The sequence below is a fragment of the Pseudocitrobacter faecalis genome, from assembly GCF_965231525.1.
Classification (GTDB): Bacteria; Pseudomonadota; Gammaproteobacteria; order Enterobacterales; family Enterobacteriaceae; genus Pseudocitrobacter; species Pseudocitrobacter faecalis.
In genome coordinates this window covers 3,478,726-3,502,207 of sequence record NZ_CBDDNJ010000002.1, presented here as the reverse complement: position 1 = coordinate 3,502,207, position 23,482 = coordinate 3,478,726, and the positions used below count along the sequence as shown (strand labels likewise).

The window sequence follows — 23,482 nt, the reverse complement described above, 5'->3', positions numbered from 1 at the left end:
TTTTGTGGATAACTCTGTGGGCAAGTGGGTATAAAGTGGGGTGTTGCTGTGGAATGCAGCAGTCAGTCATTTTTCTGTCATTTTTCTATTGCGGCCTTCAGAGAACTCCCTATAATGCGCCTCCATCGACACGGCGGATGTGAATCACTTCACACAAACAGCCGAGTTGGTTGAAGAGAAAAATCCTGAAAATCAGGGTTGACTCTGAGAGAGGAAAGCGTAATATACGCCACCTCGCGACAGTCCGCTAAAGCGCGTCGCAACTGCTCTTTAACAATTTATCAGACAATCTGTGTGGGCACTCAACGATACGGATTCTTAACGTCGCAAGACGATAAATGAATACCAAGTCTCTGAGTGAACACGTAATTCATTACGAAGTTTAATTCACGAGCATCAAACTTAAATTGAAGAGTTTGATCATGGCTCAGATTGAACGCTGGCGGCAGGCCTAACACATGCAAGTCGAACGGTAACAGAAAGCAGCTTGCTGCTTTGCTGACGAGTGGCGGACGGGTGAGTAATGTCTGGGAAACTGCCTGATGGAGGGGGATAACTACTGGAAACGGTAGCTAATACCGCATAATGTCGCAAGACCAAAGAGGGGGACCTTCGGGCCTCTTGCCATCGGATGTGCCCAGATGGGATTAGCTAGTAGGTGGGGTAATGGCTCACCTAGGCGACGATCCCTAGCTGGTCTGAGAGGATGACCAGCCACACTGGAACTGAGACACGGTCCAGACTCCTACGGGAGGCAGCAGTGGGGAATATTGCACAATGGGCGCAAGCCTGATGCAGCCATGCCGCGTGTATGAAGAAGGCCTTCGGGTTGTAAAGTACTTTCAGCGAGGAGGAAGGTGTTGTGGTTAATAACCACAGCAATTGACGTTACTCGCAGAAGAAGCACCGGCTAACTCCGTGCCAGCAGCCGCGGTAATACGGAGGGTGCAAGCGTTAATCGGAATTACTGGGCGTAAAGCGCACGCAGGCGGTTTGTTAAGTCAGATGTGAAATCCCCGGGCTCAACCTGGGAACTGCATTTGAAACTGGCAAGCTTGAGTCTCGTAGAGGGGGGTAGAATTCCAGGTGTAGCGGTGAAATGCGTAGAGATCTGGAGGAATACCGGTGGCGAAGGCGGCCCCCTGGACGAAGACTGACGCTCAGGTGCGAAAGCGTGGGGAGCAAACAGGATTAGATACCCTGGTAGTCCACGCTGTAAACGATGTCGACTTGGAGGTTGTGCCCTTGAGGCGTGGCTTCCGGAGCTAACGCGTTAAGTCGACCGCCTGGGGAGTACGGCCGCAAGGTTAAAACTCAAATGAATTGACGGGGGCCCGCACAAGCGGTGGAGCATGTGGTTTAATTCGATGCAACGCGAAGAACCTTACCTGGTCTTGACATCCACAGAACTTAGCAGAGATGCTTTGGTGCCTTCGGGAACTGTGAGACAGGTGCTGCATGGCTGTCGTCAGCTCGTGTTGTGAAATGTTGGGTTAAGTCCCGCAACGAGCGCAACCCTTATCCTTTGTTGCCAGCGGTTAGGCCGGGAACTCAAAGGAGACTGCCAGTGATAAACTGGAGGAAGGTGGGGATGACGTCAAGTCATCATGGCCCTTACGACCAGGGCTACACACGTGCTACAATGGCATATACAAAGAGAAGCGACCTCGCGAGAGCAAGCGGACCTCATAAAGTATGTCGTAGTCCGGATTGAGTCTGCAACTCGACTCCATGAAGTCGGAATCGCTAGTAATCGTAGATCAGAATGCTACGGTGAATACGTTCCCGGGCCTTGTACACACCGCCCGTCACACCATGGGAGTGGGTTGCAAAAGAAGTAGGTAGCTTAACCTTCGGGAGGGCGCTTACCACTTTGTGATTCATGACTGGGGTGAAGTCGTAACAAGGTAACCGTAGGGGAACCTGCGGTTGGATCACCTCCTTACCTTAAAGAACCGTTCCTTGAAGTGCTCACACAGATTGTCTGATGAAAATTAGCAGTAAAAAATCTCTGCAGGCTTGTAGCTCAGGTGGTTAGAGCGCACCCCTGATAAGGGTGAGGTCGGTGGTTCAAGTCCACTCAGGCCTACCAAATTCGTTCTGATACTGCGTTGCGGAATGACTCGCATACTTCAGTATGCTTCGCCATCCCACGCCTTGTCTCAAAACGAATTACGGTTACAGAGATTGACCTACGATGGGGCTATAGCTCAGCTGGGAGAGCGCCTGCTTTGCACGCAGGAGGTCTGCGGTTCGATCCCGCATAGCTCCACCATCTTTACTGCAAAAACCAAGAAAACTTCAGAGTGTACCTGAAAAGGTTCACTGCGAAGTTTTGCTCTTTAAAAATCTGGATCAAGCTGAAAATTGAAACACTGAATAGTCGAAAGATTATTCGTGAGTCTCTCAAATTTTCGCAACGCGAAGTGAAACATCTTCGGGTTGTGAGGTTAAGCGACTAAGCGTACACGGTGGATGCCCTGGCAGTCAGAGGCGATGAAGGACGTGCTAATCTGCGATAAGCGTCGGTAAGGTGATATGAACCGTTATAACCGGCGATTTCCGAATGGGGAAACCCAGTGTGATTCGTCACACTATCATTACGTGAATACATAGCGTAATGAAGCGAACCGGGGGAACTGAAACATCTAAGTACCCCGAGGAAAAGAAATCAACCGAGATTCCCCCAGTAGCGGCGAGCGAACGGGGAGCAGCCCAGAGTCTGAATCAGCATGTGTGTTAGTGGAACGGTCTGGAAAGTCCGACGGTACAGGGTGATAGTCCCGTACACCAAAATGCATATGCTGTGAACTCGAAGAGTAGGGCGGGACACGTGGTATCCTGTCTGAATATGGGGGGACCATCCTCCAAGGCTAAATACTCCTGACTGACCGATAGTGAACCAGTACCGTGAGGGAAAGGCGAAAAGAACCCCGGCGAGGGAGTGAAAAAGAACCTGAAACCGTGTACGTACAAGCAGTGGGAGCCTACTTGTTAGGTGACTGCGTACCTTTTGTATAATGGGTCAGCGACTTATATTCTGTAGCAAGGTTAACCGAATAGGGGAGCCGAAGGGAAACCGAGTCTTAACTGGGCGTTAAGTTGCAGGGTATAGACCCGAAACCCGGTGATCTAGCCATGGGCAGGTTGAAGGTTGGGTAACACTAACTGGAGGACCGAACCGACTAATGTTGAAAAATTAGCGGATGACTTGTGGCTGGGGGTGAAAGGCCAATCAAACCGGGAGATAGCTGGTTCTCCCCGAAAGCTATTTAGGTAGCGCCTCGTGAACTCATCTTCGGGGGTAGAGCACTGTTTCGGCTAGGGGGTCATCCCGACTTACCAACCCGATGCAAACTGCGAATACCGAAGAATGTTATCACGGGAGACACACGGCGGGTGCTAACGTCCGTCGTGAAGAGGGAAACAACCCAGACCGCCAGCTAAGGTCCCAAAGTCACAGTTAAGTGGGAAACGATGTGGGAAGGCTCAGACAGCCAGGATGTTGGCTTAGAAGCAGCCATCATTTAAAGAAAGCGTAATAGCTCACTGGTCGAGTCGGCCTGCGCGGAAGATGTAACGGGGCTAAACTGTGCACCGAAGCTGCGGCAGCGACACTAAGTGTTGTTGGGTAGGGGAGCGTTCTGTAAGCCGTTGAAGGTGTGTCGTGAGGCATGCTGGAGGTATCAGAAGTGCGAATGCTGACATAAGTAACGATAATGCGGGTGAAAAACCCGCACGCCGGAAGACCAAGGGTTCCTGTCCAACGTTAATCGGGGCAGGGTGAGTCGACCCCTAAGGCGAGGCCGAAAGGCGTAGTCGATGGGAAACAGGTTAATATTCCTGTACTTGGTGTTACTGCGAAGGGGGGACGGAGAAGGCTATGTTGGCCGGGCGACGGTTGTCCCGGTTTAAGCGTGTAGGTTTGCAGACCAGGTAAATCCGGTTTGCTTTAAGACTGAGACGTGATGACGAGGCACTACGGTGCTGAAGTGACAAATGCCCTGCTTCCAGGAAAAGCCTCTAAGCTATAGGTAACATCGAATCGTACCCCAAACCGACACAGGTGGTCAGGTAGAGAATACCAAGGCGCTTGAGAGAACTCGGGTGAAGGAACTAGGCAAAATGGTGCCGTAACTTCGGGAGAAGGCACGCTGATATGTAGGTGAAGCGGTTTACCCGTGGAGCTGAAATCAGTCGAAGATACCAGCTGGCTGCAACTGTTTATTAAAAACACAGCACTGTGCAAACACGAAAGTGGACGTATACGGTGTGACGCCTGCCCGGTGCCGGAAGGTTAATTGATGGGGTTAGCTGTAAGGCGAAGCTCTTGATCGAAGCCCCGGTAAACGGCGGCCGTAACTATAACGGTCCTAAGGTAGCGAAATTCCTTGTCGGGTAAGTTCCGACCTGCACGAATGGCGTAATGATGGCCAGGCTGTCTCCACCCGAGACTCAGTGAAATTGAACTCGCTGTGAAGATGCAGTGTACCCGCGGCAAGACGGAAAGACCCCGTGAACCTTTACTATAGCTTGACACTGAACATTGAGCCTTGATGTGTAGGATAGGTGGGAGGCTTTGAAGTGTGGACGCCAGTCTGCATGGAGCCAACCTTGAAATACCACCCTTTAATGTTTGATGTTCTAACGTAGACCCGTGATCCGGGTTGCGGACAGTGTCTGGTGGGTAGTTTGACTGGGGCGGTCTCCTCCCAAAGAGTAACGGAGGAGCACGAAGGTTAGCTAATCCTGGTCGGACATCAGGAGGTTAGTGCAATGGCATAAGCTAGCTTGACTGCGAGCGTGACGGCGCGAGCAGGTGCGAAAGCAGGTCATAGTGATCCGGTGGTTCTGAATGGAAGGGCCATCGCTCAACGGATAAAAGGTACTCCGGGGATAACAGGCTGATACCGCCCAAGAGTTCATATCGACGGCGGTGTTTGGCACCTCGATGTCGGCTCATCACATCCTGGGGCTGAAGTAGGTCCCAAGGGTATGGCTGTTCGCCATTTAAAGTGGTACGCGAGCTGGGTTTAGAACGTCGTGAGACAGTTCGGTCCCTATCTGCCGTGGGCGCTGGAGAATTGAGGGGGCTGCTCCTAGTACGAGAGGACCGGAGTGGACGCATCACTGGTGTTCGGGTTGTCATGCCAATGGCATTGCCCGGTAGCTACATGCGGAAGAGATAAGTGCTGAAAGCATCTAAGCACGAAACTTGCCCCGAGATGAGTTCTCCCTGAGACTTTAAGTCTCCTGAAGGAACGTTGAAGACGACGACGTTGATAGGCTGGGTGTGTAAGTGCAGCGATGCATTGAGCTAACCAGTACTAATGAACCGTGAGGCTTAACCTTACAACGCCGAAGATGTTTTGGCGAAGAGACATCGAGAAGTAAGCTTGATACAGATTACATCAGAACGCAGAAGCGGTCTGATAAAACAGAATTTGCCTGGCGGCAGTAGCGCGGTGGTCCCACCTGACCCCATGCCGAACTCAGAAGTGAAACGCCGTAGCGCCGATGGTAGTGTGGGGTCTCCCCATGCGAGAGTAGGGAACTGCCAGGCATCAAATAAAGCAGTAAGCCGGTCATAAAATCGGTGGTTGTAAAAGAAATTCGGTGGAGCGGTAGTTCAGTCGGTTAGAATACCTGCCTGTCACGCAGGGGGTCGCGGGTTCGAGTCCCGTCCGTTCCGCCACTTATTAAGAAGCCCTGAGTTAACGCTCAGGGTTTTTTTTCGTTTATTGACTGATTGTTGCGTTTTTAGCAAAAATCCTCTGCATTTTTCACTCTTTTTCTCTCCCATCCACATCGCCATAATCCTCTTTGCTATCAAAACAAAGGATTAAAGAGGAACACTATGTCTATCCCTGCATTTGGTCTTGGTACTTTCCGTCTGAAAGATGACGTGGTCATCGCTTCGGTAAAAACTGCGCTGGAACTTGGTTATCGTGCCGTCGATACTGCGCAAATCTACGATAACGAAGCCGCCGTGGGTCAGGCGATTGCTGAAAGCAACGTACCGCGTGAAGAGATCTTTATCACCACCAAGATCTGGACTGAGAATCTGAGCAAAGAGAAGCTTATCCCAAGCCTCAAAGAGAGCCTGAAAAAGCTGCGCACAGAATATGTCGATTTAACCCTGGTTCACTGGCCATCGCCAAACGATGCTGTTTCTGTCGACGAGTTCATGCACGCGTTGCTGGAAGCAAAAAAACAGGGCCTGACGCGGGAAATTGGTATCTCTAACTTTACGATCCCGCTGATGGAAAAAGCGATCGCTGCAGTTGGCGCCGAGAATATCGCGACCAATCAGGTTGAGCTTTCCCCGTACCTGCAAAACCGGAAAGTGGTGGACTGGGCGAGTGAGCACGGTATTCACATCACCTCGTATATGACCCTGGCTTATGGTAAAGCGCTGAAAGATGAAACTATTGTGCGTATTGCCGCAAAACATAATGCTACACCAGCACAGGTGATTCTGGCATGGGCGATGGGGGAGGGGTACTCGGTTATTCCTTCTTCTACCAAACGTGAAAACCTGGCAAGTAACCTGCTGGCGCTGGATCTGCAACTGGATGCCGAAGACAAAAAAGCGATCGCTGCACTGGATTGCAACGACCGCCTGGTCAGCCCGGACGGCCTGGCGCCGAACTGGGATTAACTCTCCTGCGTGCGGGCGGCAAAGCTGCCCGCATGTTCACTCAGGAAATCAATGAAGGCCCGGATCCGCGGGCTCACTGCTTTATCACTGTAATATACCGCGCTAAACGGCATCTCGACCGGCACGCGATGTTCGGCGAGCAACTCCACGAATTCTCCCCGCTCCAACTCCTTCATAATCATATAATCCGACAGACACGCAATTCCATTCCCGTTCAGGCAGAGCTGTTTAATGGTTTCTCCACTATTGGACGACAGCCCACTGGTAATTTCATGCAACTGACCATCGCAACAGGAGACCGGCCAGGTATTCAGCGTGGCTGGTTCAGTAAAGCCTAAACACAGATGATCCTTAAGTTCGGCAACGGTTTCCGGTTTGCCATGACGCGCGATGTAGTCCGGCGAGGCGACTATCTTACGATAACTGGTAAATAGCGGCCTGGCGCGCAGGCTGGAATCGCTTAACGCCCCCGCGCGAATGGCCACATCTACCTTTCTCTCAATCAGATTGATAAACGTCTCCGAGGAGACCAGAGAAAGCGTGATTTCCGGATAGCGTTCGCGAAAGGGCTTAATCAACGGCGTCAGAAAATTGAGTGTCACAGGCGTCGCGGCATCCACACGTAGCACCCCGCGCGGTACGCGGCGCGTCTCCATTACTTCGTCTTCAGCGGCCGCCATCTCCTGCAGAATTACCTGCACACGTCGGAAATAGCGCTCGCCTTCTTCTGTCAGGCTGAGCTGGCGCGTCGTTCGGTTGAGCAGGCCAACACCCAGCTTAGACTCGAGTTTTTTTACGGCCCGGCTGACCGCCGAGTTGGCCTGGCCAAGCTGCTCCGCCGCACGGCTGAAGCTGCCGCTCTCGACGACGGCAACGAAAATGGCAATTTCTTCTGAGGTAGCTTTCATTGTTGCACCTGATGCAAAATTCAATTGAGATTTTGATGGTTTTTGTTATTAAAACATCCCGGCATACTTCATGTCATCTTAATACTGAATGATGTGGAGTAAATTATGCCTCTGGCGTTACTTGCGTTGACTATCAGTGCTTTTGCGATAGGCACAACGGAATTTGTCATTGTTGGACTGGTGCCAACCATTGCTGAACAGTTATCTATCTCCCTGCCATCCGCCGGCCTGCTGGTGTCTATCTATGCATTGGGTGTTGCCATTGGCGCACCGGTTCTGACCGCGCTCACCGGTAAACTGCCGCGCAAACAGCTGTTGCTGGGGCTGATGGTGCTTTTTACCCTCGGTAACCTGCTGGCCTGGCAGGCGCCGGGTTATGCCACGTTGGTGTTGGCTCGCCTGATGACGGGCCTGGCGCATGGCGTATTCTTCTCAATTGGTTCCACGATCGCCACCAGTCTGGTGCCGAAAGAGAAAGCTGCATCTGCGATTGCTATTATGTTTGGCGGGCTCACGGTCGCGCTGGTTACCGGGGTACCGTTAGGCACGTTTATTGGTCAACACTTCGGTTGGCGTGAAACGTTCCTTGCGGTCTCCGCGCTGGGTGTGGTTGCCTTAATTGCCAGTGCGATTCTGGTGCCAAATAATATTCCCAGCCGTGCGCCAGCCAGTCTGCGTGAACAGGTTAAGGTGCTGACGCATCCACGTCTGCTGATGATTTATGCGGTAACTGCACTCGGCTACGGTGGCGTATTTACCGCGTTCACTTTCCTTGCGCCGATGATGCAGAACCTGGCTGGTTTTACACCAGGCGCGGTGAGTTGGATCCTGCTGGGATACGGCGTTTCCGTCGCAATTGGCAATATCTGGGGTGGTAAACTGGCTGATAAACATGGTGCGGTACCGGCGCTAAAATTTATCTTCGCTGCACTGATGGTTTTATTGTTGGTGTTTCAGTTCACCGCCTCGATTCAGTATGCTGCGCTGGCGACGGTGCTGGTGATGGGGATATTTGCTTTTGGCAACGTTCCGGGTCTGCAGGTCTATGTTGTACAGAAAGCTGAAGAGTATACGCCTTCAGCGGTTGATGTGGCGTCCGGCCTTAATATCGCAGCCTTTAACATTGGCATCGCGCTGGGCTCTGTTATCGGCGGCCAAACGGTGGAGCATTATGGCCTGGCGCAAACCCCATGGATTGGCGCAGTGATTGTTCTGGTGGCATTGTTGCTGATTGCCCTGAGCGGTCGTCTGGATAAGACAAATCGCCTGGTATTAGGCTAATATAAAACGAGTAAGCGCTTGCTTACAGAAGTTCACACAGCTTTATCGCGATTAGCGTTGAAACTGTGAGCAAAAATCCCTATAACTGAAGAACCATCCTGGTAACAGGTTGGTTCTTTGTTTATTGAGGTCAAAAAAAGAAAGTGCGAAAAAATACCTATGCTATGCGTTACATCGCCGGTCAACCAGCGGAGCGAATTTTGCCTCCGCCTGGGATGTATGCAGGTATGGGGCAGGCACTGCCCGCAGGTGCACCATTAAGTACTGAAGAAAATATTCGCGTTCTGGTGTGGAATATCTTCAAGCAGCAGCGTGCCGAATGGCTGTCGGTGCTGAAAAATTTTGGTAAAGATGCCCACCTGATGCTCCTTCAGGAAGCGCAAACGACGCCCGAGCTGGTGAAGTTTGCGACCACTAACTATTTAGCCGCGGATCAGGTTCCTGCATTCGTCCTGCCACAGCATCCCTCTGGTGTGATGACGCTTTCTTCTGCACAACCTGTTTATTGCTGCCCGCTGCGCGAGCGCGAACCTATTCTGCGCCTGGCAAAATCTGCGTTAGTAACCGTTTACCCACTTCCTGACTCGCGTCTGCTGATGGTGGTGAATATCCATGCGGTGAATTTCAGCCTTGGCGTCGATGTTTACAGTAAACAGCTCCTGCCGATTGGCGATCAGATCGCGCATCACAGTGGCCCGGTGATTATGGCCGGTGATTTTAATGCGTGGAGCCGTCCGCGCATGAATGCGCTCTACCGCTTTGCCCGCGAAATGTCGCTGCGCGAAGTCCGTTTTTCTGATGATCAGCGCCGTCGCGCGTTTGGTCGTCCGCTCGATTTTGTCTTCTACCGTGGTTTGAACGTGCACGACGCATCGGTTTTGGTGACGCGTGCTTCCGATCACAACCCGCTACTCGTCGAATTCAGTCCCGGCATACCTGTCAAATAGAGGTGCGTCAGGTCTGCCATGGGCAGACCTGATCCTTCAGTGCTGCCCTTAATTTCAAACACAACCAAGGACAGCACAATGACAACACATTCCCACCATGACAACGTTGAAAAGCAGTTCGGTTCTCAGGCGCAAGCCTATTTAACCAGTGCGGTACATGCATCTGGCCGTGATTTACAGCGTCTGAACGCTCGTCTGGCGGATTTCCCTGAGGCTCACCTGCTGGATTTAGGCTGCGGCGCGGGACACGCCAGTTTTGTCGCGGCGGGTGAAGTGGCGCAGGTCACGGCTTATGACTTATCCAGCCAGATGCTGGCGGTGGTCGCTCAGGCGGCGCGTGATAAGGGGCTGAATAATGTCTCAACACGTCAGGGATTTGCCGAATCGTTGCCTTTTGAGGATGCCAGTTTTGAGGTCGTGATTAGCCGCTATTCGGCGCACCACTGGCACGATGTGGGTCAGGCTCTGCGGGAAGTGAAGCGCGTGCTGAAGCCGGGCGGTACGCTGATTATTATGGATGTGATGTCACCCGGCCATCCGGTACGCGACATCTGGCTGCAAACGGTTGAAGCACTGCGTGATACCTCGCATGTTCGTAACTACTCCAGCGGCGAGTGGCTGGCGCTGACGACAGAAGCGGGGCTGGCGGTGGATAACCTGATTACCGACAGATTACCCCTGAATTTCGCGTCATGGGTTGAACGTATGCGCACGCCCGCGGCGTTGTGCGAGGCGATACGGCTCTATCAGGCGAGTGCGTCTGCAGAAGTAAAAACGTGGTATGCGTTACAGGAGGATGGCTCCTTTACCAGCGATACCATCATGTTTGAAGCGCATAAAGCACGCTAGATACAAAAAAGGCACCGGATAACGGTGCCTTTTTTCTTATTTGCCGATCAGGAATCGGGACGGTCGTTGTTCTTCACAAACAACGTCAGCTGATCGCCCGGTTTCAGGTTGTCAGTATCATCGTTCCAGCGCATCACATCTTTGATGTTTACGCCGTGACGTTTAGCAATACTGGACAGCGAGTCGCCTTTACGTACGCGATAGGTAATGCTATCGCTGTTTTTAGCAAGCTGCGCTGCGCTGTTGCCTGCGCCAACCGTTAAGCTCTGACCAATCTTCAGATTATTGCCGCGCAGGTTATTCCACTGTTTCAGGTCGCTCGCAGACACGCCGAGACGTGATGCGATACCTGACAGGGTGTCACCTGAGCGTACTTTATAGCTGCGGCTCTGCAATGGCGTATTGTCAGCAACCAGCGTTGGCTGGACTGCGGCAATATCACCTGATGCCAGCGATTCACGCAGCTGGTCAGCATGCTTTTGCGGCACCATCACGTACTTCGGGCCACTTGCGCCCAGCGTGGAGCCTTTTACGCCCGCGTTAAACGTCTTCAGCTTGTTGACTGAAATACCCGCCATATCGGCCAGCTGTTTCATGTCAACAGGGCTATCGAGACGTACTCGCGCCAGTGCACGGCTTTCATCTGGTGTTGGCAGTCGCACACCGTAACGTTTACTGTTTTTGAGAATATCGCTCAAAGCCAGCATTTTCGGTACGTAAAGCTTGGTTTCCTGAGGCAGCGGCAGCGACCAGAAATCGGTGGGTTTACCACGCGCTTTGTTCGCTTTCATTGCCTTCATTACACGGCCTTCACCGCTGTTGTACGCCGCCACGGTTAATAACCAGTCGCCGTCGAACATCTTGTTAAGACGCTGCATCATATCCAGCGCTGCTGTTGTGGAGGCAACAACATCGCGGCGTGCGTCGTAACTGCGGGTCTGTTTCAGACCGTAATTGCGCCCTGTGCTCGGAATGATCTGCCAAATGCCTGCGGCATTGGCGCCAGACGTTGCGTGCGGGTCAAAAGCGCTCTCCACTATGGGTAGTAATACCAGTTCCATAGGCATGTTACGTTTCTTAACTTGCCCGGCTATCCAGTACATATACGGCTCTGCCCGTAAAGTTACATCGTGGAGATAGCTCTTATTGCTTAAATACTTCTGTTTCTGTTCGCGAATCCGGGTATTTTCCGGAATTCCCATCTTTAGCTCGTCGCCAATGGAAGCCCACAAGTCCTGATCCTGCGCGTAGAATGTCCCATCGTCCATCCACCGCGCCTGACTTGCAAACTTACCCGCTTCTCCTTGACTAGCCGCAGAAAGGCTCTGTGCGTGCTGTTGGATATTGCCATCGTGCTTTGACGCCTGGCACCCCACCAGCAGGACAGAGGCGAGTAATATCGCTTTTGCCTTCATGTGTGTGTCAATAGTTGCTTAAAAGACGACCGATCATAACGGCGAACTTTTCAAAACGCAACCGCGAAGTATCAGAAGTTGTCTTTCTTTGCCCTTAACCATGCAAAACGCTCAGAAGGTTGTAGCAATTTTGTTTCTTTTGAAATTTCACTAATAAAATCAACATCATCTGTTCTTAGAAAAATATTATTACGACGCTCATTTTTCAGAGTAACGGGGAGTGTCTTTTGATTTTTAGCACGTAACTCCTTAACTTCTCGATAGTATTCATTTATGAACAAATCATGCGGTAGGATGCTCAGGGCAAACTTCATATTTGATAAAGTGTACTCATGTGCACAACAAATTAACGTATCGTCAGGAAGTGCGCTTATTTTCTTAAGTGATTGATACATTTGGGTTGCTGTGCCTTCAAAAAGCCGCCCGCAGCCACCGGAGAACATCGTGTCGCCGCAAAACAGATAAGGCATGTTAAAGAAACAGATATGTCCTAAAGTGTGACCTGGCGTGGCGATGATACAAAATTCATGTCCGAAAACGGACACTTTATCCCCCTCAGCGACCACCTTCGTCGTTCCCTTATCTTGCGTTTCGGCAGGGCCATAAACCTCAAGATATGGAAAGTGCTGGCGCAATTCTGCCACGCCGCCGACATGATCGGCATGGTGGTGCGTCAGGAAAATCGCTTCCGGTTGCCAGTTGTTTTCTTTAATTGCACGCAAAACCGGTGCGGCCTCGCCGGGATCGACAATCAGGCAGCGACCTGCGTCGTCGCTCAGAACCCAGATGTAGTTGTCCTGAAACGCGGGAATACTGTTAAGATTCATAAATTACCTCTTAAAACGAACGGAAGGTTGTGATGAAACCGGCAAGGATACCTCAAACAGTCGCAGCGCCCGGTCATTGGGCTGAAATGCCCTGGGGTGAGTATTATCGCGAGGCGCTGGAGCGTCAACTGAAACCCTGGCTTACGAAACTCTATGGTTTTCATTTGCTTAAAATTGGGAACCTGAGCGCAGAAATTAACACGGAAGCCTGTGCTATCTCACATCAGGTTAACGTCTCGCTGGCGGGCAACCCGATTCAGGTCAACGCCGACCCTCTCTATTTACCCTTTGCCGAGAAGTCGGTGGATGCCTGCCTGCTGGCGCATACGCTTCCCTGGTGTTCAGATCCGCATCGCATGTTGCGAGAAGCTGACCGCGTGCTGATTGATGATGGCTGGCTGATTATCACCAGCTTCAACCCTATCAGCCTGGTCGGCTTGCGAAAGTGGGTGCCCATGCTGCGCAACAAAATTCCCTACAACAGCCGCATGTTTACTCTGACGCGCCAGCTGGACTGGCTGGCACTGCTTAATTTTGAAGTATTGCATCAGGGAAGAGCGCAGGTTTTGCCCTGGACAAAGCAGGGCGGGAAACTGTTGAGTACGCATCTACCGGCGTTGGGCTGTGTGCAATATATTGTAGCGCGTAAACGGACGATTCCGCTGACGCTTAACCCGATGAAGCAGAATAAAGCGAAAAGCCGCATCCCACAGGCCGTGGGCGCGACGCGGCAATATAAAAAGCCAAACGCTTAAGCGTCTGGCTGGTATCCGGTATCTTCCTGGGTTGGAGAGGAGGCTGCCGCGCGTGCCAGTTCATCACAGCGTTCGTTCTCCGGATGCCCGGCGTGGCCTTTTACCCACATCCAGTGAATTTCATGCTGACCCAGTGCGGCATCCAGACGTTTCCACAGATCGACATTCTTAACAGGTTTTTTATCTGCGGTTTTCCAGCCGCGCTTCTTCCAGTTGTGGATCCACTGGGTGATCCCCTGACGCACGTACTGGCTGTCGGTGCTTAATACTACTGCACAGTGTTCTTTCAGCGCTTCAAGTGCGACAATCGCCGCCATCAGTTCCATACGGTTATTGGTTGTCAGATAATAGCCTTCGCTAAAGGTTTTCTCCTTCTGACGATAGCGTAAAATGGCGCCATAGCCGCCAGGCCCTGGATTACCGAGGCATGAACCATCGGTGAAAATTTCTACCTGTTTAAGCATCTCTGGTAGACTTCCTGTATTGAAATCGACACGTAAACGACAAGTCTGACATAAATGACCGATATGAGCACTGCAATTACACGACAGATCGTCCTCGATACGGAAACCACCGGTATGAACCAGATCGGGGCACACTACGAAGGGCATAAGATCATCGAGATCGGTGCCGTCGAGGTGATCAACCGTCGTCTGACCGGAAATAACTTCCACTTTTACCTCAAGCCCGATCGGCTGGTGGATCCTGAAGCGTTCGGCGTTCACGGGATTGCCGATGAGTTCCTGCTGGATAAGCCGACCTTTGGCGAGATTGCCGACGAGTTTATGGACTATATCCGTGGAGCGGAACTGGTCATCCATAACGCATCGTTCGATATCGGCTTTATGGACTACGAGTTCGGCAAGCTGAATCGCGGTATTCCGAAAACGGATACTTTCTGCAAAGTTACCGATAGCCTGGCGCTGGCGAGGAAGATGTTCCCCGGGAAGCGCAACAGCCTCGATGCGTTGTGCTCACGCTACGAAATCGATAACAGCAAACGTACACTCCACGGGGCTCTGCTCGATGCCCAGATTCTGGCCGATGTATATCTGCTGATGACCGGCGGCCAGACATCGATGGCTTTTTCGATGGAAGGGGAAGGGCAGCAGCAACGAAACGATGTTGGCATTCAGCGTGTAAACCGTGCGGGAAGCAAACTACGGGTTGTTTTTGCCTCCGATGAAGAGCTGGCGGCGCACGAATCCCGTCTCGATCTGGTTCAAAAGAAGGGTGGAAGCTGCCTCTGGCGAGCGTAAAACGCCTGTTTTTGCTGTGAAAATAGTCAGGTGGGCGATTTTTGCAGCAAACGATTCAAAACATCATAAAAAGCGTTGACGAGTTCGAGGGTAACCCGTAATATTCGCCTCGTTCCCAAGGGAACACAGCGGAGCGGTAGTTCAGTCGGTTAGAATACCTGCCTGTCACGCAGGGGGTCGCGGGTTCGAGTCCCGTCCGTTCCGCCACTATTCAAAAGGCCTGAATCAGCAATGATTCAGGCCTTTGTCGTTTTAGCTTATTATCGTCCGTTTTCGTTCCCCTCTTAAAAGCATCTATCTTATTCCATATCTTTAATAAAGCATTTCTTAAAACTATAGTTTAAAAACTAAAGACTGCTATTAGTTTAATTATATCTTTATTATGCAGATATAATTTTATAATCTGTACCAACGTTGGGATAGGGATTTAAGGTTAGGATGAAAATATTTTTGTCAGAAATGCTATTATTTTATCTTTGTCGTCATTATTATTGATCGGATGTATGTCTAAGTCATCTATTGATGCCAAAAAAACAGGAGTAGTGTCATCGAGATATGTTAATAATAAAGATTCAGGAACGTATTTAACGGATAAAGATATTTTTGGCAATGAAACTACCCTTGCTGTGTCTGAAGAAGATATCCAGGCTGCAGTAGAAGAAGATGTGTTTCGTGTTCCTCTTAATTCCCAGGTTATCCTGGTTCAGTCCGGTAGTCGTGCCCCAGAGTCGATTATGCAACAGGAAATGAACAAATATTATGTAGTAGCAACTTTCTCAGGGATCCCGGATAAACAGAAACCACTTGCCTGTAATAAAGATGAAAATAAAGATGGGGCAGTTGCTGAAAACATGAACTGGATGCAGGCACTGCGTTTTGTGGCTGCAAAAGGCCATCAGAAAGCGATCATTGTTTACCAGGATACGTTGCAGACAGGAAAATATGATTCGGCTTTGAAATTAACAGTATGGTCCGATTACAAAAATCAACAACTGACCGACGGTATCTCTCTTCGTTACCTGATACGTTTTACGCTGGTGGATGTAGCAACGGGTGAGTGGGCTACCTGGTCGCCGGTGAATTATGAATATAAAGTGATTTTCCCTCATGCCGATAAAAAGGATTCCGATAATGATAAAAAAGCAACCGCAGATGTTACCGAGCAACAGATTTACCAGCTTAAGCAAAAAACATATACCTCGATGGTGAAAGACCTGGTAAATCGTTATCAGTAACCAGTAATGTCTGCCGCCAATTATTATGGCGGCAGACATTGGTATGAAAATTTTTACGTAATCCAGTACATCTCTTTTTTGAGCCAGGCTTTATGTCCGTAAATATTAGGTGCGGGAGAGGTATTTTTAGAAACGATATCTACTGCTTGACTGATGGTCAGCATCAAATTGTTAACATTCCACTCCTTGCTATTTCGTCACTCCGGTATCAGTGGTTACTTCTTCCGGCAATGCATGATTTTTAAGTAACAACCAGCGGCTCAGCACACCCTCCATTCGCTCGTTAATTTGCTTTTCCAGCGTGTCAGTATTCCGTCCCTGCTCGCGAGTGTCCTGATATTGCGTCAGCAGGGACTCCAGAGGAGTTTCCTGGCTAAGCCCTCGTTCTGCCTGCCAGATAACATTTTTGATATACGACAGAGTGATTCCTTCCTTCTCACGCTGCATCACCAAATCAGCAAAAGCATGTAGATCCTGACGAGTCTGCGACCAGCCACGTAATTGTGGACTGCTTTGTGCGCGGGTTTTCAGGGTTTCATTCCACTGTGCGGTAGCCTGCTGCTGTTGCAGGCTTTCCGGCCAGCGGCTGTCAGCAACATGTATCATCTGCATCCCGGTTTCCAGCGGCTGTATCGGTGAGGTATCAAATAACTGTTGCAGTCTGCGCTCATAGTTTTCAAGTTCAGGTGAGCTCATCCACACTGTCGCGGCACCTTGAGCGGTGTCGTTAACCTGCGAGAGTTGTTGTTGCAACGGATATACCTGCCACCGCCAGAGTGCAGTGGCAACGGCCACAGAACAGAAAATGCCTGAGATAAATCCTTTTACCATGTTGCCTTGTTTTGTTCCCCTTTCTGGCGGAGTACTCTCTGCCAGACTGCGTACCTCAACTTTCATATCTGGCAGGTCGGGCAGTGGAGGCACAATTTCGTTCTGATTTGATGTCACGCTTTCCGGCGCATAAACCAGTGTTCTGACCGCAGTTTGCGTTGAAGTATCAGCTTTCTTCTGTTGTGGCTCAAACCGCTTACGCGTATTTTGTACAAAATAGAGCAAATTTTCGACGCGTGGTTGACGGTTCAACTCTACCTGCTGGAGTTTGTCACAGATAAGCTGCAATGCCCGTTCGGTGCGGTACAGCAAAGGCAGGTCTGTTTCCGCGAAAGATATCTGCTGGCGCAAAATATTGCCTGTACGGGTGTTGAGCCAGTCCAGCATTTCAGTACGGGCTGAACCGTTCTGCGGCCAGAATTTATCCCATTCATGACTTATCATTGCAGCCAGTAGTTCCATTCCTTCACAGAAACCAGCCAGCCCCTGTATGCGGGAGCGTGCCAGCGTATAGTACGTTGCGGTATGTAAATCCACGCCATTGGTCTTAAAAATCGTCAGCGCCAGCGATTCTACCAGTTTCCAGTTCGGATCTGGCTGCGACGGATGACTGGCCTTGTTAATTTCCTCCCGGATGGCGCTGAATTCTGGCAGGTCTCTCGGGTCTGCTCCTGTGCTAATGATCTGATTCATAAAACCCGCTCATCCCACAAACTGTATGCGCTTGTTCCGGCAGTGCAATGTTCCCAGCTAATTGATTCATAAGTAAATTCAACCGATTCCTCTGGTTGTCCTTCGCTATCATCAATGGTATGCGGAACATGAAGATGAATACTGGAAATTCTGGCGTTAATCAGTTTTAACTGATAATAACATTCATTCATACCAGTACGACTTGTACGATAGAAGCTGAAGTCACAGCTAAGACATTCGTTTTCAGATATGGCTTTGCCCAGTAAAGGTGATGACTTATCAACGGGTTTTATAATAGTAAGCATCTGATGATTGACATTCTGCTGGCGCGTCAACCCATGTGATAGCCCCATTACCATGATTTGATCACAGTGCGTTAACTGTGCTTTGTTACCGATCGAATCAAGAGAAGAGCATCCCGCTGAGATTAATCCTTGCATTTCCCCATTGAGGGTAAGATAGATAAGGTTTGCCATAATAAACTCCTTCAAATAGATGATTTTTTTGAAAATTCAGTTTTGGTCGCCATCTCCGGAAAAGTACTTTTCGGTAACCACCAGATGCTTAACACGGTGTTCAGTTGTTCGTTAATTTGCTTGTCCAGTGCATCGGTATTTTGTCCCGGCAGACTCAGTAAACGGGAGCGAGCCAGGAGGGAACAGGTAACAGTGTGAAAATCCACGCCATTGGCTATGAACCCCGGCAGGGCATCCGGAGCAGCATCAGCATTGATGGTGCGGAAATAATCGGGTGTGTTCATTTTAAATTCGCATCCGCAGGTGGCACAGGCGTAGTGGCATTATCTGATTCAGAATGGTATTTAATCTGTGCACACATTTTGGGAACCTTTACATAATAAACACCTGAAAATGGGCCTCCTTTACCACAAGAGTGATAGTCCGCAAGGGGAAAGAAAGAAATGTAAAGAGATAATGGCAAGGTAAGAAAGAAGGCAAGAACAACATACCCCCATATGATATTTATCATTTTCATCCATAGTTTCGCTAGTCGGAAAGACAGTGGATGGAATAAAAATAAAAATACCAATACATCAAAATACATCATCACAGGGAAGTATAATAAGATGAAAACATCCTTCCAACTGTAATAAATAGTATTTTCCCCTGTGAAAATGTCTATCATTGTACCGCCACAGGTGTTGGTGAAAAAAATCAGCGATCCGGTAAGCACTACAATAAAAAACAAACTTAAAAGAATGAGTTTCACTCTTTCTTTCAAAGTCATTTTCTTTTCGGCTACTTCCTGTCCTCGGATCATGGGATGTCCTTACCAGTAAGTATTCATTAAAGAAAGTGTAAATGGGTCGGTATATTTCATATTCCATTCCATGATATCCTGCTGGGCCTTAATTCCCTCCCTGACCACTGCAATTAATTTTTGAGATAAACCATATTCTTTATCAAGATAATCCAGTACACTGGTAATTCCGATGCCTATTACAATAGTGAGCATTATACCTGCTGCAATCGGGAGCGTAACAGCAAAACCAACAGACGCCATGCCAGCAACTATAGCTCCTCCAGCCATGACCAGAATCTTCGTCGCGAATATCGTAACAATGATTTTGGCAATGTCCATTGTTATATTGCCGATAAAGGCAGCTACATCATGTTCTGATTTGAATATGAGTTCCACTGCACGCCAGGCGAGTGAAAACCAGATACAAAATTTCGCACCATCCATGATGCCAGCATTAATACCTTTTTTGCCAATACCCAGTTCAAGAATCTGAGGGTTGTTGACTTTATAGCGGGTTCCTCTAAGTATACGACGTAATGATGGATAACCTTTGATTTTAATATAGATCTTCCCGCCATATTTATACTCGATAGCATTAATTCTTAATCCCTTAAGCCGAAGGACCAGTTTCCCTGCATCGACATAAGTTATGAGTTTTGAGATTTTTTTTGCGCCAGTAACACCGTCTCTAATATTTCCCGCATATGTTGTGGCTAAATTCACTGGCTGAATGTTGCACAGGTCATCCACAATCTCCTGTGCCTCCTCCAGTGTTATTAGCATTAAATGTTGAGTGTATTTCTCAAAGGACTCTTCCAGACCTAGCGTATCAAGAATATATGAATGCTGAGGGATCAACTGATTGACAGGCACGTTACCACGCAGGGCATCACCGAGGTAATCTGACCATGATGGGTTCTGATTGCTGAGTTCAGGCATTCCTGCCTCCATATATTCGGTAAATAAACTTAGTGGGCAAATAACAAAGAGTGTCCTGCCTATGGCTGATGAAATTAGTCATGACTACGTCCTGTTCAGCATCATCTGGCAACGGTTATTCAGTACAATGTATCTGGCAGCTTAAATAAGCTGAACAGCCCACCGCTGAATGGGTTATCTTCAGTGTCAGTGTGTACCCGATACATCATCGCGCCACCGTCCACGCTAAAGCGCACGGTAAAGTTGCCGTCCTGTACTCCGGTTAGCTGTCCGGCCCCGAACAGGCGGAACTGCGCCCACGGACCGCTGAAGCTGAGGCTGCGCGGTGCTCCGCCACTGGTTCCTATCAGTGTCAGCTTGCTTTCATTACCTTCCCGCATATTATTCGGCCATACCAGATGGGCGGTATAATTGCGGCCCTGGCTGTAGTCGACTAACTGACCGTCGAGGTTCAGCACGCTACGGCGTTTGTTACCGGAAAGCGAAACGGTTTCCACCGCAAACTGTGTTCCCAGGCCATTTTGTTTGCTGAAGAAGATGTCGCGAATTTTCTGTGCGGTTTCAAGTTGCTGAATAATATCTTCGCGGATAATCACTCCGTCATTGCCATCACGGCTCAGGTCGTTTTCGATAAACAGTTTCAGGTTCTGCTGGTAGAAGGTATCCAACACGCCGTCCGGTTTGAAGAAACGCTCAAACGCATCCAGTGAGGCATCCTGTGTTGCTCGCGGATTAAAAGGATAGTTACCGGCCAGCTGTTCATTGAATGGTTTCACCACATTGTCACGCCAGTCCACTTCCATATAGTGAACGGCCTCCACCATCACCACATGCCAGGCCTGATCGGCCAGTTTTCCCACCCAGCGGTTAAGTGGTGCGGGCAGGGTTTTCGCCATCTGACGGGTGACAAAGATAGGATCGCTGCTGTTCTGGTCAAGGCGTAACTGGACGGCTTTCAGCGCCGATTTCCCCGGCACCGGCGCGTTCTGGATCGCCAGCAGATAGCGGTGCAGTTCAGTTAACTGCTGATACACTGCCTGCATCATGCTTTCTTTATCTTTCTGAACCGCCAGTGTGCTGTTTTCTGGCGCGAACTCATGGCCGAGGCGGGTCAGCAGGCGGTAATCCGGTTCTGCCAGTGCTTCTTCACGAGCTTTGTCATCCAGTTTGTCGGACAGCATCGCAGGTTGTGTGTTATCCCGCAGGGCGGTAAGCGCCCTCTGCAAAGGCTGATCTCCACTGATAATCTGCTCCAGTGCTCTGGTCAGTTGTGCAATGGACTCATAATCCCGGACGTTAAGATTATCCATCCCGGCCCGCCAGGTGGCTGTGTAATCACTGAAATACTGTTCGGTGAGCTGGCGCTGGATCTCTGCACGGTCAGCGTCACTGTATTTCACGCTTTGTGTCAGGTTCAGTACCCATGAATCCATTGCCGTCAGCTCCACCAGTTCATCGCGCTGCTTCACAAAGTAGCTTTGCAGGCCGTAACGGGTAAGAAACTGCGGGACGATAAGTTTGCTGTCATCGGCAGACGTAAACACCTGGTCAAAGGTCGGTCCCACCTGGTCGCGTAGATTGAGGTCGGCGGGCAGTACACCCAGCGCCCGTGTTTTCAGGCTCTGATAAACACGCTGGTAAACCGGCAACTTGCTCAGTTCTTTCTGTGCTGACACAACGGGCTTGTCATACGGCGTCCAGCGGCTGATGGCGTCACCGTCTCCAGTCTGGCGTTCTGCGTGCCAGTCAGTATGGGCGAGGGCGTATTCAAGATGGGACATCAGTTGCGTCTGGATATCGCGCTGGCCGTGGAATTGTTCACTCCAGCGTTTCGCCATATACTGCTTCACTGCCTCATTGTTCCGCCCGCTTTTATCTTCCAGCATTCGCATCACACGCAGCACAGCAAGTTTTTCCTCGCTTTCCGGGGGCGCGGCGTTCATTTCTTTGACCAGCCCGTTAAACAGGGCTGGCAGGTAACGTTGCTCCAGCAGTTGCAGATAGGTTTGCTCCACGTACGGCCCGACACGCCGCCCCTGATACAGACCCATATCCGCCAGGCGGCTGCGGTCGCCCCAGTCGCCATAGGCGAGAGTGGCATCACGTACCGGGTTCAGCAGCGGCAGTTGCAGGTTACCGTAGTCGTCTATTCCCTGAGGCGGTGTGATATCCATAAACGCTTTGGCCTGTTTCAGCACCTGGACGCCGGAAGCATAGTTAGTATTGTAATAATGGTGCCAGCCGGTGATGAGCAGCAGCGCCGCCACGCCGCCCGTTGCGGAAAAGACGGTCAGTCGGCGACGGCTGCTTACCAGCCAGGTACGACTTTCTCCGGCCAGATTCGGTTCGGCCAGTAACGCCTGGGGAAACAAATTGCGGGTGAAATAAGGCGTGGTATCGACCAGCGGCCAGGCCGTCAGCGGGCTGTTGCCCAGTCGGTATTGCCGGGCAGCCGATTGTGTAAAAATATCATCCATCTGACCACGTTGCAGTGATGAGGTGAGATAGACGCCACGCAACATGACGTCCATATTTTCGCCGTCAAGCAAACCATCCAGCAGCGTCATCAGGTATTCCCGGCTTCCCTGCATCTGGCGGGCAAAGCTGAACAGGGAACTGCGCATGTGACTTTGTGCCAGCATCAGATCCGGGAGCGCCTGGTTCATCCTGTCGCACCAGGTTTGCCAGAAGGTATCGAGTTCACTTCTCCAGTCTTCATTTTCATGGGCGCGACGGGTGAATGTGACGCCCAGAATGGCATCGCGATCTTTTTTCTCCAGTGACTGAAACAGCGTGGCAAAACCATACAGCAGATCCAGGCGGGTCAGTACCACATAGACCGGCAACTGGCAGTGAAGATGCTGGCGGATATCCTGCAAACGGCTGCGCAGCGTCTGTAACAGATGCTCGCGGCGGCGTTTGTCGGCTGTCAGCAGGTCAGGTAAATCAAGTGTCAGAATAAGTCCGTTCAGTGGCTGGCGGGTGCGTTTCTCCGCCAGCCAGCCCAGGGCGTGTTCCCATAACCGGCGGTGCAGTACATCGGCATCCGACTGTTCGCAAAGAGTGCCATCAATATCAAAAATGACCGCCTGTTGCCCGACGCGCGGGATGAGATACAGGCGCTGCTCCGCCCCACGGACCACATCAGGGGAATAAATAATGTCAGACGGAAAACCCTCGCGTAGCAGCGTCGTTTTACCGCTGCCAGTCGGACCGATAACCATATACCAGGGGAGCTGCCACAGGTAACGGCGGTTGTCGAGATGGCGTTGCAGACGCAGCAACCAGCGATCAAGGTAACGCTGCTGGGCATTGAGCTCCATGCTGAGTGGATCAATGGCTTCCTCACGCTGTTGCTTTTGCTGTTTTTCAAGCTGTTGCAGACGCTTTATCACACGGACGGTAAGCCACACCAGAGCAATAATCCCCCATGCTGCAGTCGCCAGCCAGCGGTTTGCCAGCGGCTTGAGCCAGTGCTCTCCGTACAACGCCCAGGTCGGGCCTTTCCACCAGATCCATACCAGCAGAAAAATCCATGCCACTATCAGCAGCCAGAAGGCTGAAACCTTAAACCGGGGCATCGCCGGTCTGAGCATAGTTCTCAGACTGGAAAAAATACGGG

General features: G+C 50.5%; 17 protein-coding genes, 4 tRNA genes and 3 rRNA genes. 14 read left to right on the top strand and 10 right to left on the bottom strand.

Features of this window, described 5'->3' with window-relative positions; translation table 11 throughout:
* The first annotated feature begins 404 nt into the window (after nucleotides 1-404).
* From ACOXYR_RS17155 to dkgB, 7 genes are all read left to right on the top strand, one after another.
* A 16S ribosomal RNA gene (locus tag ACOXYR_RS17155) occupies nucleotides 405-1,945 on the top strand.
* 70 nt (nucleotides 1,946-2,015) lie between these two features.
* Nucleotides 2,016-2,092: transfer RNA gene (locus ACOXYR_RS17150), tRNA-Ile, on the top strand.
* Between the two features lie 107 nt (nucleotides 2,093-2,199).
* A tRNA-Ala gene (locus ACOXYR_RS17145) sits at nucleotides 2,200-2,275 on the top strand.
* 173 nt (nucleotides 2,276-2,448) lie between these two features.
* Nucleotides 2,449-5,352 (top strand): 23S ribosomal RNA (locus tag ACOXYR_RS17140).
* Nucleotides 5,353-5,447: 95 nt separating this feature from the next.
* A 5S ribosomal RNA gene (gene rrf / locus ACOXYR_RS17135) occupies nucleotides 5,448-5,563 on the top strand.
* The 16S, 23S and 5S rRNA genes sit together here with 3 tRNA genes alongside, the layout of an rRNA operon.
* Nucleotides 5,564-5,618: 55 nt before the next feature.
* Nucleotides 5,619-5,695: transfer RNA gene (locus ACOXYR_RS17130), tRNA-Asp, on the top strand.
* A gap of 162 nt (nucleotides 5,696-5,857) precedes the next feature.
* A complete protein-coding gene (dkgB, locus tag ACOXYR_RS17125) occupies nucleotides 5,858-6,661 on the top strand; it encodes a 2,5-didehydrogluconate reductase DkgB (protein WP_113858691.1) in 804 nt (267 codons plus the stop codon).
* On the opposite strand, the gene yafC is transcribed toward dkgB, so the two are convergent.
* The gene (yafC, locus tag ACOXYR_RS17120; RefSeq protein WP_108474687.1) at nucleotides 6,658-7,569 is read right to left on the bottom strand and encodes a DNA-binding transcriptional regulator YafC; all 912 of its coding nucleotides are present in this window, start codon (nucleotides 7,567-7,569) and stop codon (nucleotides 6,658-6,660) included. The two genes, dkgB and yafC, sit on opposite strands and share 4 nt — an antisense overlap.
* A 105-nt stretch (nucleotides 7,570-7,674) precedes the next feature.
* Between yafC and ACOXYR_RS17115 the strand changes: the two genes are divergently transcribed.
* The 3 genes from ACOXYR_RS17115 to ACOXYR_RS17105 all read left to right on the top strand — a co-directional run bounded on the left by ACOXYR_RS17115 (nucleotide 7,675) and on the right by ACOXYR_RS17105 (nucleotide 10,646).
* Nucleotides 7,675-8,850, top strand: a complete 1,176-nt coding sequence (locus ACOXYR_RS17115; RefSeq protein ID WP_113858692.1) for an MFS transporter — start codon at nucleotides 7,675-7,677, stop codon at nucleotides 8,848-8,850.
* A 143-nt stretch (nucleotides 8,851-8,993) separates the two neighbouring features.
* Nucleotides 8,994-9,797, top strand: coding sequence for an endonuclease/exonuclease/phosphatase family protein (locus ACOXYR_RS17110; RefSeq protein WP_108474689.1), 804 nt, complete (start codon nucleotides 8,994-8,996; stop codon nucleotides 9,795-9,797).
* Between the two features lie 78 nt (nucleotides 9,798-9,875).
* Nucleotides 9,876-10,646, top strand: coding sequence for a class I SAM-dependent methyltransferase (locus tag ACOXYR_RS17105; RefSeq protein WP_421356596.1), 771 nt, complete (start codon nucleotides 9,876-9,878; stop codon nucleotides 10,644-10,646).
* A 47-nt stretch (nucleotides 10,647-10,693) separates the two neighbouring features.
* Here the strand turns inward: ACOXYR_RS17105 and mltD are convergent, their stop codons facing one another.
* A complete protein-coding gene (gene mltD / locus ACOXYR_RS17100) occupies nucleotides 10,694-12,061 on the bottom strand; it encodes a murein transglycosylase D (protein ID WP_108474691.1) in 1,368 nt (455 codons plus the stop codon).
* A gap of 71 nt (nucleotides 12,062-12,132) precedes the next feature.
* On the bottom strand, nucleotides 12,133-12,888 hold the full coding sequence (gene gloB, locus ACOXYR_RS17095) for a hydroxyacylglutathione hydrolase (protein ID WP_108474692.1): 756 nt from the start codon (nucleotides 12,886-12,888) through the stop codon (nucleotides 12,133-12,135).
* Nucleotides 12,889-12,920: 32 nt separating this feature from the next.
* Between gloB and ACOXYR_RS17090 the strand changes: the two genes are divergently transcribed.
* Nucleotides 12,921-13,643 carry a class I SAM-dependent methyltransferase gene (locus ACOXYR_RS17090; RefSeq protein ID WP_189624305.1) on the top strand — a complete coding sequence of 241 codons (723 nt, stop codon included), beginning with the start codon at nucleotides 12,921-12,923 and terminating at the stop codon, nucleotides 13,641-13,643.
* Here the strand turns inward: ACOXYR_RS17090 and rnhA are convergent.
* Nucleotides 13,640-14,107 carry a ribonuclease HI gene (gene rnhA, locus ACOXYR_RS17085; RefSeq protein ID WP_108474694.1) on the bottom strand — a complete coding sequence of 156 codons (468 nt, stop codon included), beginning with the start codon at nucleotides 14,105-14,107 and terminating at the stop codon, nucleotides 13,640-13,642. The two genes, ACOXYR_RS17090 and rnhA, sit on opposite strands and share 4 nt — an antisense overlap.
* Before the next feature lie 63 nt (nucleotides 14,108-14,170).
* On the opposite strand from rnhA, the gene dnaQ reads away from it, so the two are divergent.
* From dnaQ to ACOXYR_RS17070, 3 genes are all read left to right on the top strand, one after another.
* Nucleotides 14,171-14,902, top strand: a complete 732-nt coding sequence (gene dnaQ, locus ACOXYR_RS17080) for a DNA polymerase III subunit epsilon (protein ID WP_108474896.1) — start codon at nucleotides 14,171-14,173, stop codon at nucleotides 14,900-14,902.
* A 130-nt stretch (nucleotides 14,903-15,032) separates the two neighbouring features.
* Nucleotides 15,033-15,109, top strand: a tRNA-Asp gene (locus tag ACOXYR_RS17075).
* A gap of 296 nt (nucleotides 15,110-15,405) precedes the next feature.
* Entirely contained in the window at nucleotides 15,406-16,137 is a 732-nt protein-coding gene (locus ACOXYR_RS17070) for a lipoprotein YafT (protein WP_421356597.1), read from the top strand.
* Nucleotides 16,138-16,326: 189 nt separating this feature from the next.
* Here ACOXYR_RS17070 and ACOXYR_RS17065 read toward each other — a convergent pair whose 3' ends face one another.
* From ACOXYR_RS17065 to tssM, 6 genes are all read right to left on the bottom strand, one after another.
* A complete protein-coding gene (locus ACOXYR_RS17065) occupies nucleotides 16,327-17,661 on the bottom strand; it encodes a VasL domain-containing protein (RefSeq protein ID WP_350436497.1) in 1,335 nt (444 codons plus the stop codon).
* Nucleotides 17,658-18,137 carry an Hcp family type VI secretion system effector gene (locus ACOXYR_RS17060; protein WP_015965803.1) on the bottom strand — a complete coding sequence of 160 codons (480 nt, stop codon included), beginning with the start codon at nucleotides 18,135-18,137 and terminating at the stop codon, nucleotides 17,658-17,660. Before ACOXYR_RS17060 ends, ACOXYR_RS17065 begins: the two co-directional genes overlap by 4 nt.
* 11 nt (nucleotides 18,138-18,148) lie before the next feature.
* Nucleotides 18,149-18,421 carry a hypothetical protein gene (locus tag ACOXYR_RS17055; RefSeq protein ID WP_421356598.1) on the bottom strand — a complete coding sequence of 91 codons (273 nt, stop codon included), beginning with the start codon at nucleotides 18,419-18,421 and terminating at the stop codon, nucleotides 18,149-18,151.
* Nucleotides 18,418-18,939 (bottom strand): DUF1240 domain-containing protein, encoded by a 522-nt coding sequence (locus tag ACOXYR_RS17050; RefSeq protein ID WP_421356599.1) that lies wholly within the window; start codon nucleotides 18,937-18,939, stop codon nucleotides 18,418-18,420. Before ACOXYR_RS17050 ends, ACOXYR_RS17055 begins: the two co-directional genes overlap by 4 nt.
* A gap of 9 nt (nucleotides 18,940-18,948) precedes the next feature.
* Entirely contained in the window at nucleotides 18,949-19,860 is a 912-nt protein-coding gene (locus ACOXYR_RS17045) for a hypothetical protein (protein WP_421356600.1), read from the bottom strand.
* A 119-nt stretch (nucleotides 19,861-19,979) separates the two neighbouring features.
* On the bottom strand, nucleotides 19,980-23,441 hold the full coding sequence (gene tssM, locus ACOXYR_RS17040; protein ID WP_478212403.1) for a type VI secretion system membrane subunit TssM: 3,462 nt from the start codon (nucleotides 23,439-23,441) through the stop codon (nucleotides 19,980-19,982).
* Between the last annotated feature and the right edge of the window lie 41 nt (nucleotides 23,442-23,482).

What these genes read in the sequence shown, in the direction of transcription:
- rnhA (WP_108474694.1), bottom strand. Translation starts at nt 14,107, where the DNA reads ATGCTTAAACAGGTAGAAATTTTCACCGATGGTTCATGCCTCGGTAAT.
- dkgB (WP_113858691.1), top strand. Translation starts at nt 5,858, where the DNA reads ATGTCTATCCCTGCATTTGGTCTTGGTACTTTCCGTCTGAAAGATGAC.
- yafC (WP_108474687.1), bottom strand. Translation starts at nt 7,569, where the DNA reads ATGAAAGCTACCTCAGAAGAAATTGCCATTTTCGTTGCCGTCGTCGAG.
- tssM (WP_478212403.1), bottom strand. Translation starts at nt 23,441, where the DNA reads ATGCCCCGGTTTAAGGTTTCAGCCTTCTGGCTGCTGATAGTGGCATGG.
- ACOXYR_RS17070 (WP_421356597.1), top strand. Translation starts at nt 15,406, where the DNA reads ATGTCTAAGTCATCTATTGATGCCAAAAAAACAGGAGTAGTGTCATCG.
- ACOXYR_RS17090 (WP_189624305.1), top strand. Translation starts at nt 12,921, where the DNA reads ATGAAACCGGCAAGGATACCTCAAACAGTCGCAGCGCCCGGTCATTGG.
- ACOXYR_RS17115 (WP_113858692.1), top strand. Translation starts at nt 7,675, where the DNA reads ATGCCTCTGGCGTTACTTGCGTTGACTATCAGTGCTTTTGCGATAGGC.
- dnaQ (WP_108474896.1), top strand. Translation starts at nt 14,171, where the DNA reads ATGAGCACTGCAATTACACGACAGATCGTCCTCGATACGGAAACCACC.
- ACOXYR_RS17065 (WP_350436497.1), bottom strand. Translation starts at nt 17,661, where the DNA reads ATGAATCAGATCATTAGCACAGGAGCAGACCCGAGAGACCTGCCAGAA.
- ACOXYR_RS17055 (WP_421356598.1), bottom strand. Translation starts at nt 18,421, where the DNA reads ATGAACACACCCGATTATTTCCGCACCATCAATGCTGATGCTGCTCCG.
- mltD (WP_108474691.1), bottom strand. Translation starts at nt 12,061, where the DNA reads ATGAAGGCAAAAGCGATATTACTCGCCTCTGTCCTGCTGGTGGGGTGC.
- ACOXYR_RS17105 (WP_421356596.1), top strand. Translation starts at nt 9,876, where the DNA reads ATGACAACACATTCCCACCATGACAACGTTGAAAAGCAGTTCGGTTCT.
- ACOXYR_RS17060 (WP_015965803.1), bottom strand. Translation starts at nt 18,137, where the DNA reads ATGGCAAACCTTATCTATCTTACCCTCAATGGGGAAATGCAAGGATTA.
- gloB (WP_108474692.1), bottom strand. Translation starts at nt 12,888, where the DNA reads ATGAATCTTAACAGTATTCCCGCGTTTCAGGACAACTACATCTGGGTT.
- ACOXYR_RS17045 (WP_421356600.1), bottom strand. Translation starts at nt 19,860, where the DNA reads ATGCCTGAACTCAGCAATCAGAACCCATCATGGTCAGATTACCTCGGT.
- ACOXYR_RS17050 (WP_421356599.1), bottom strand. Translation starts at nt 18,939, where the DNA reads ATGATCCGAGGACAGGAAGTAGCCGAAAAGAAAATGACTTTGAAAGAA.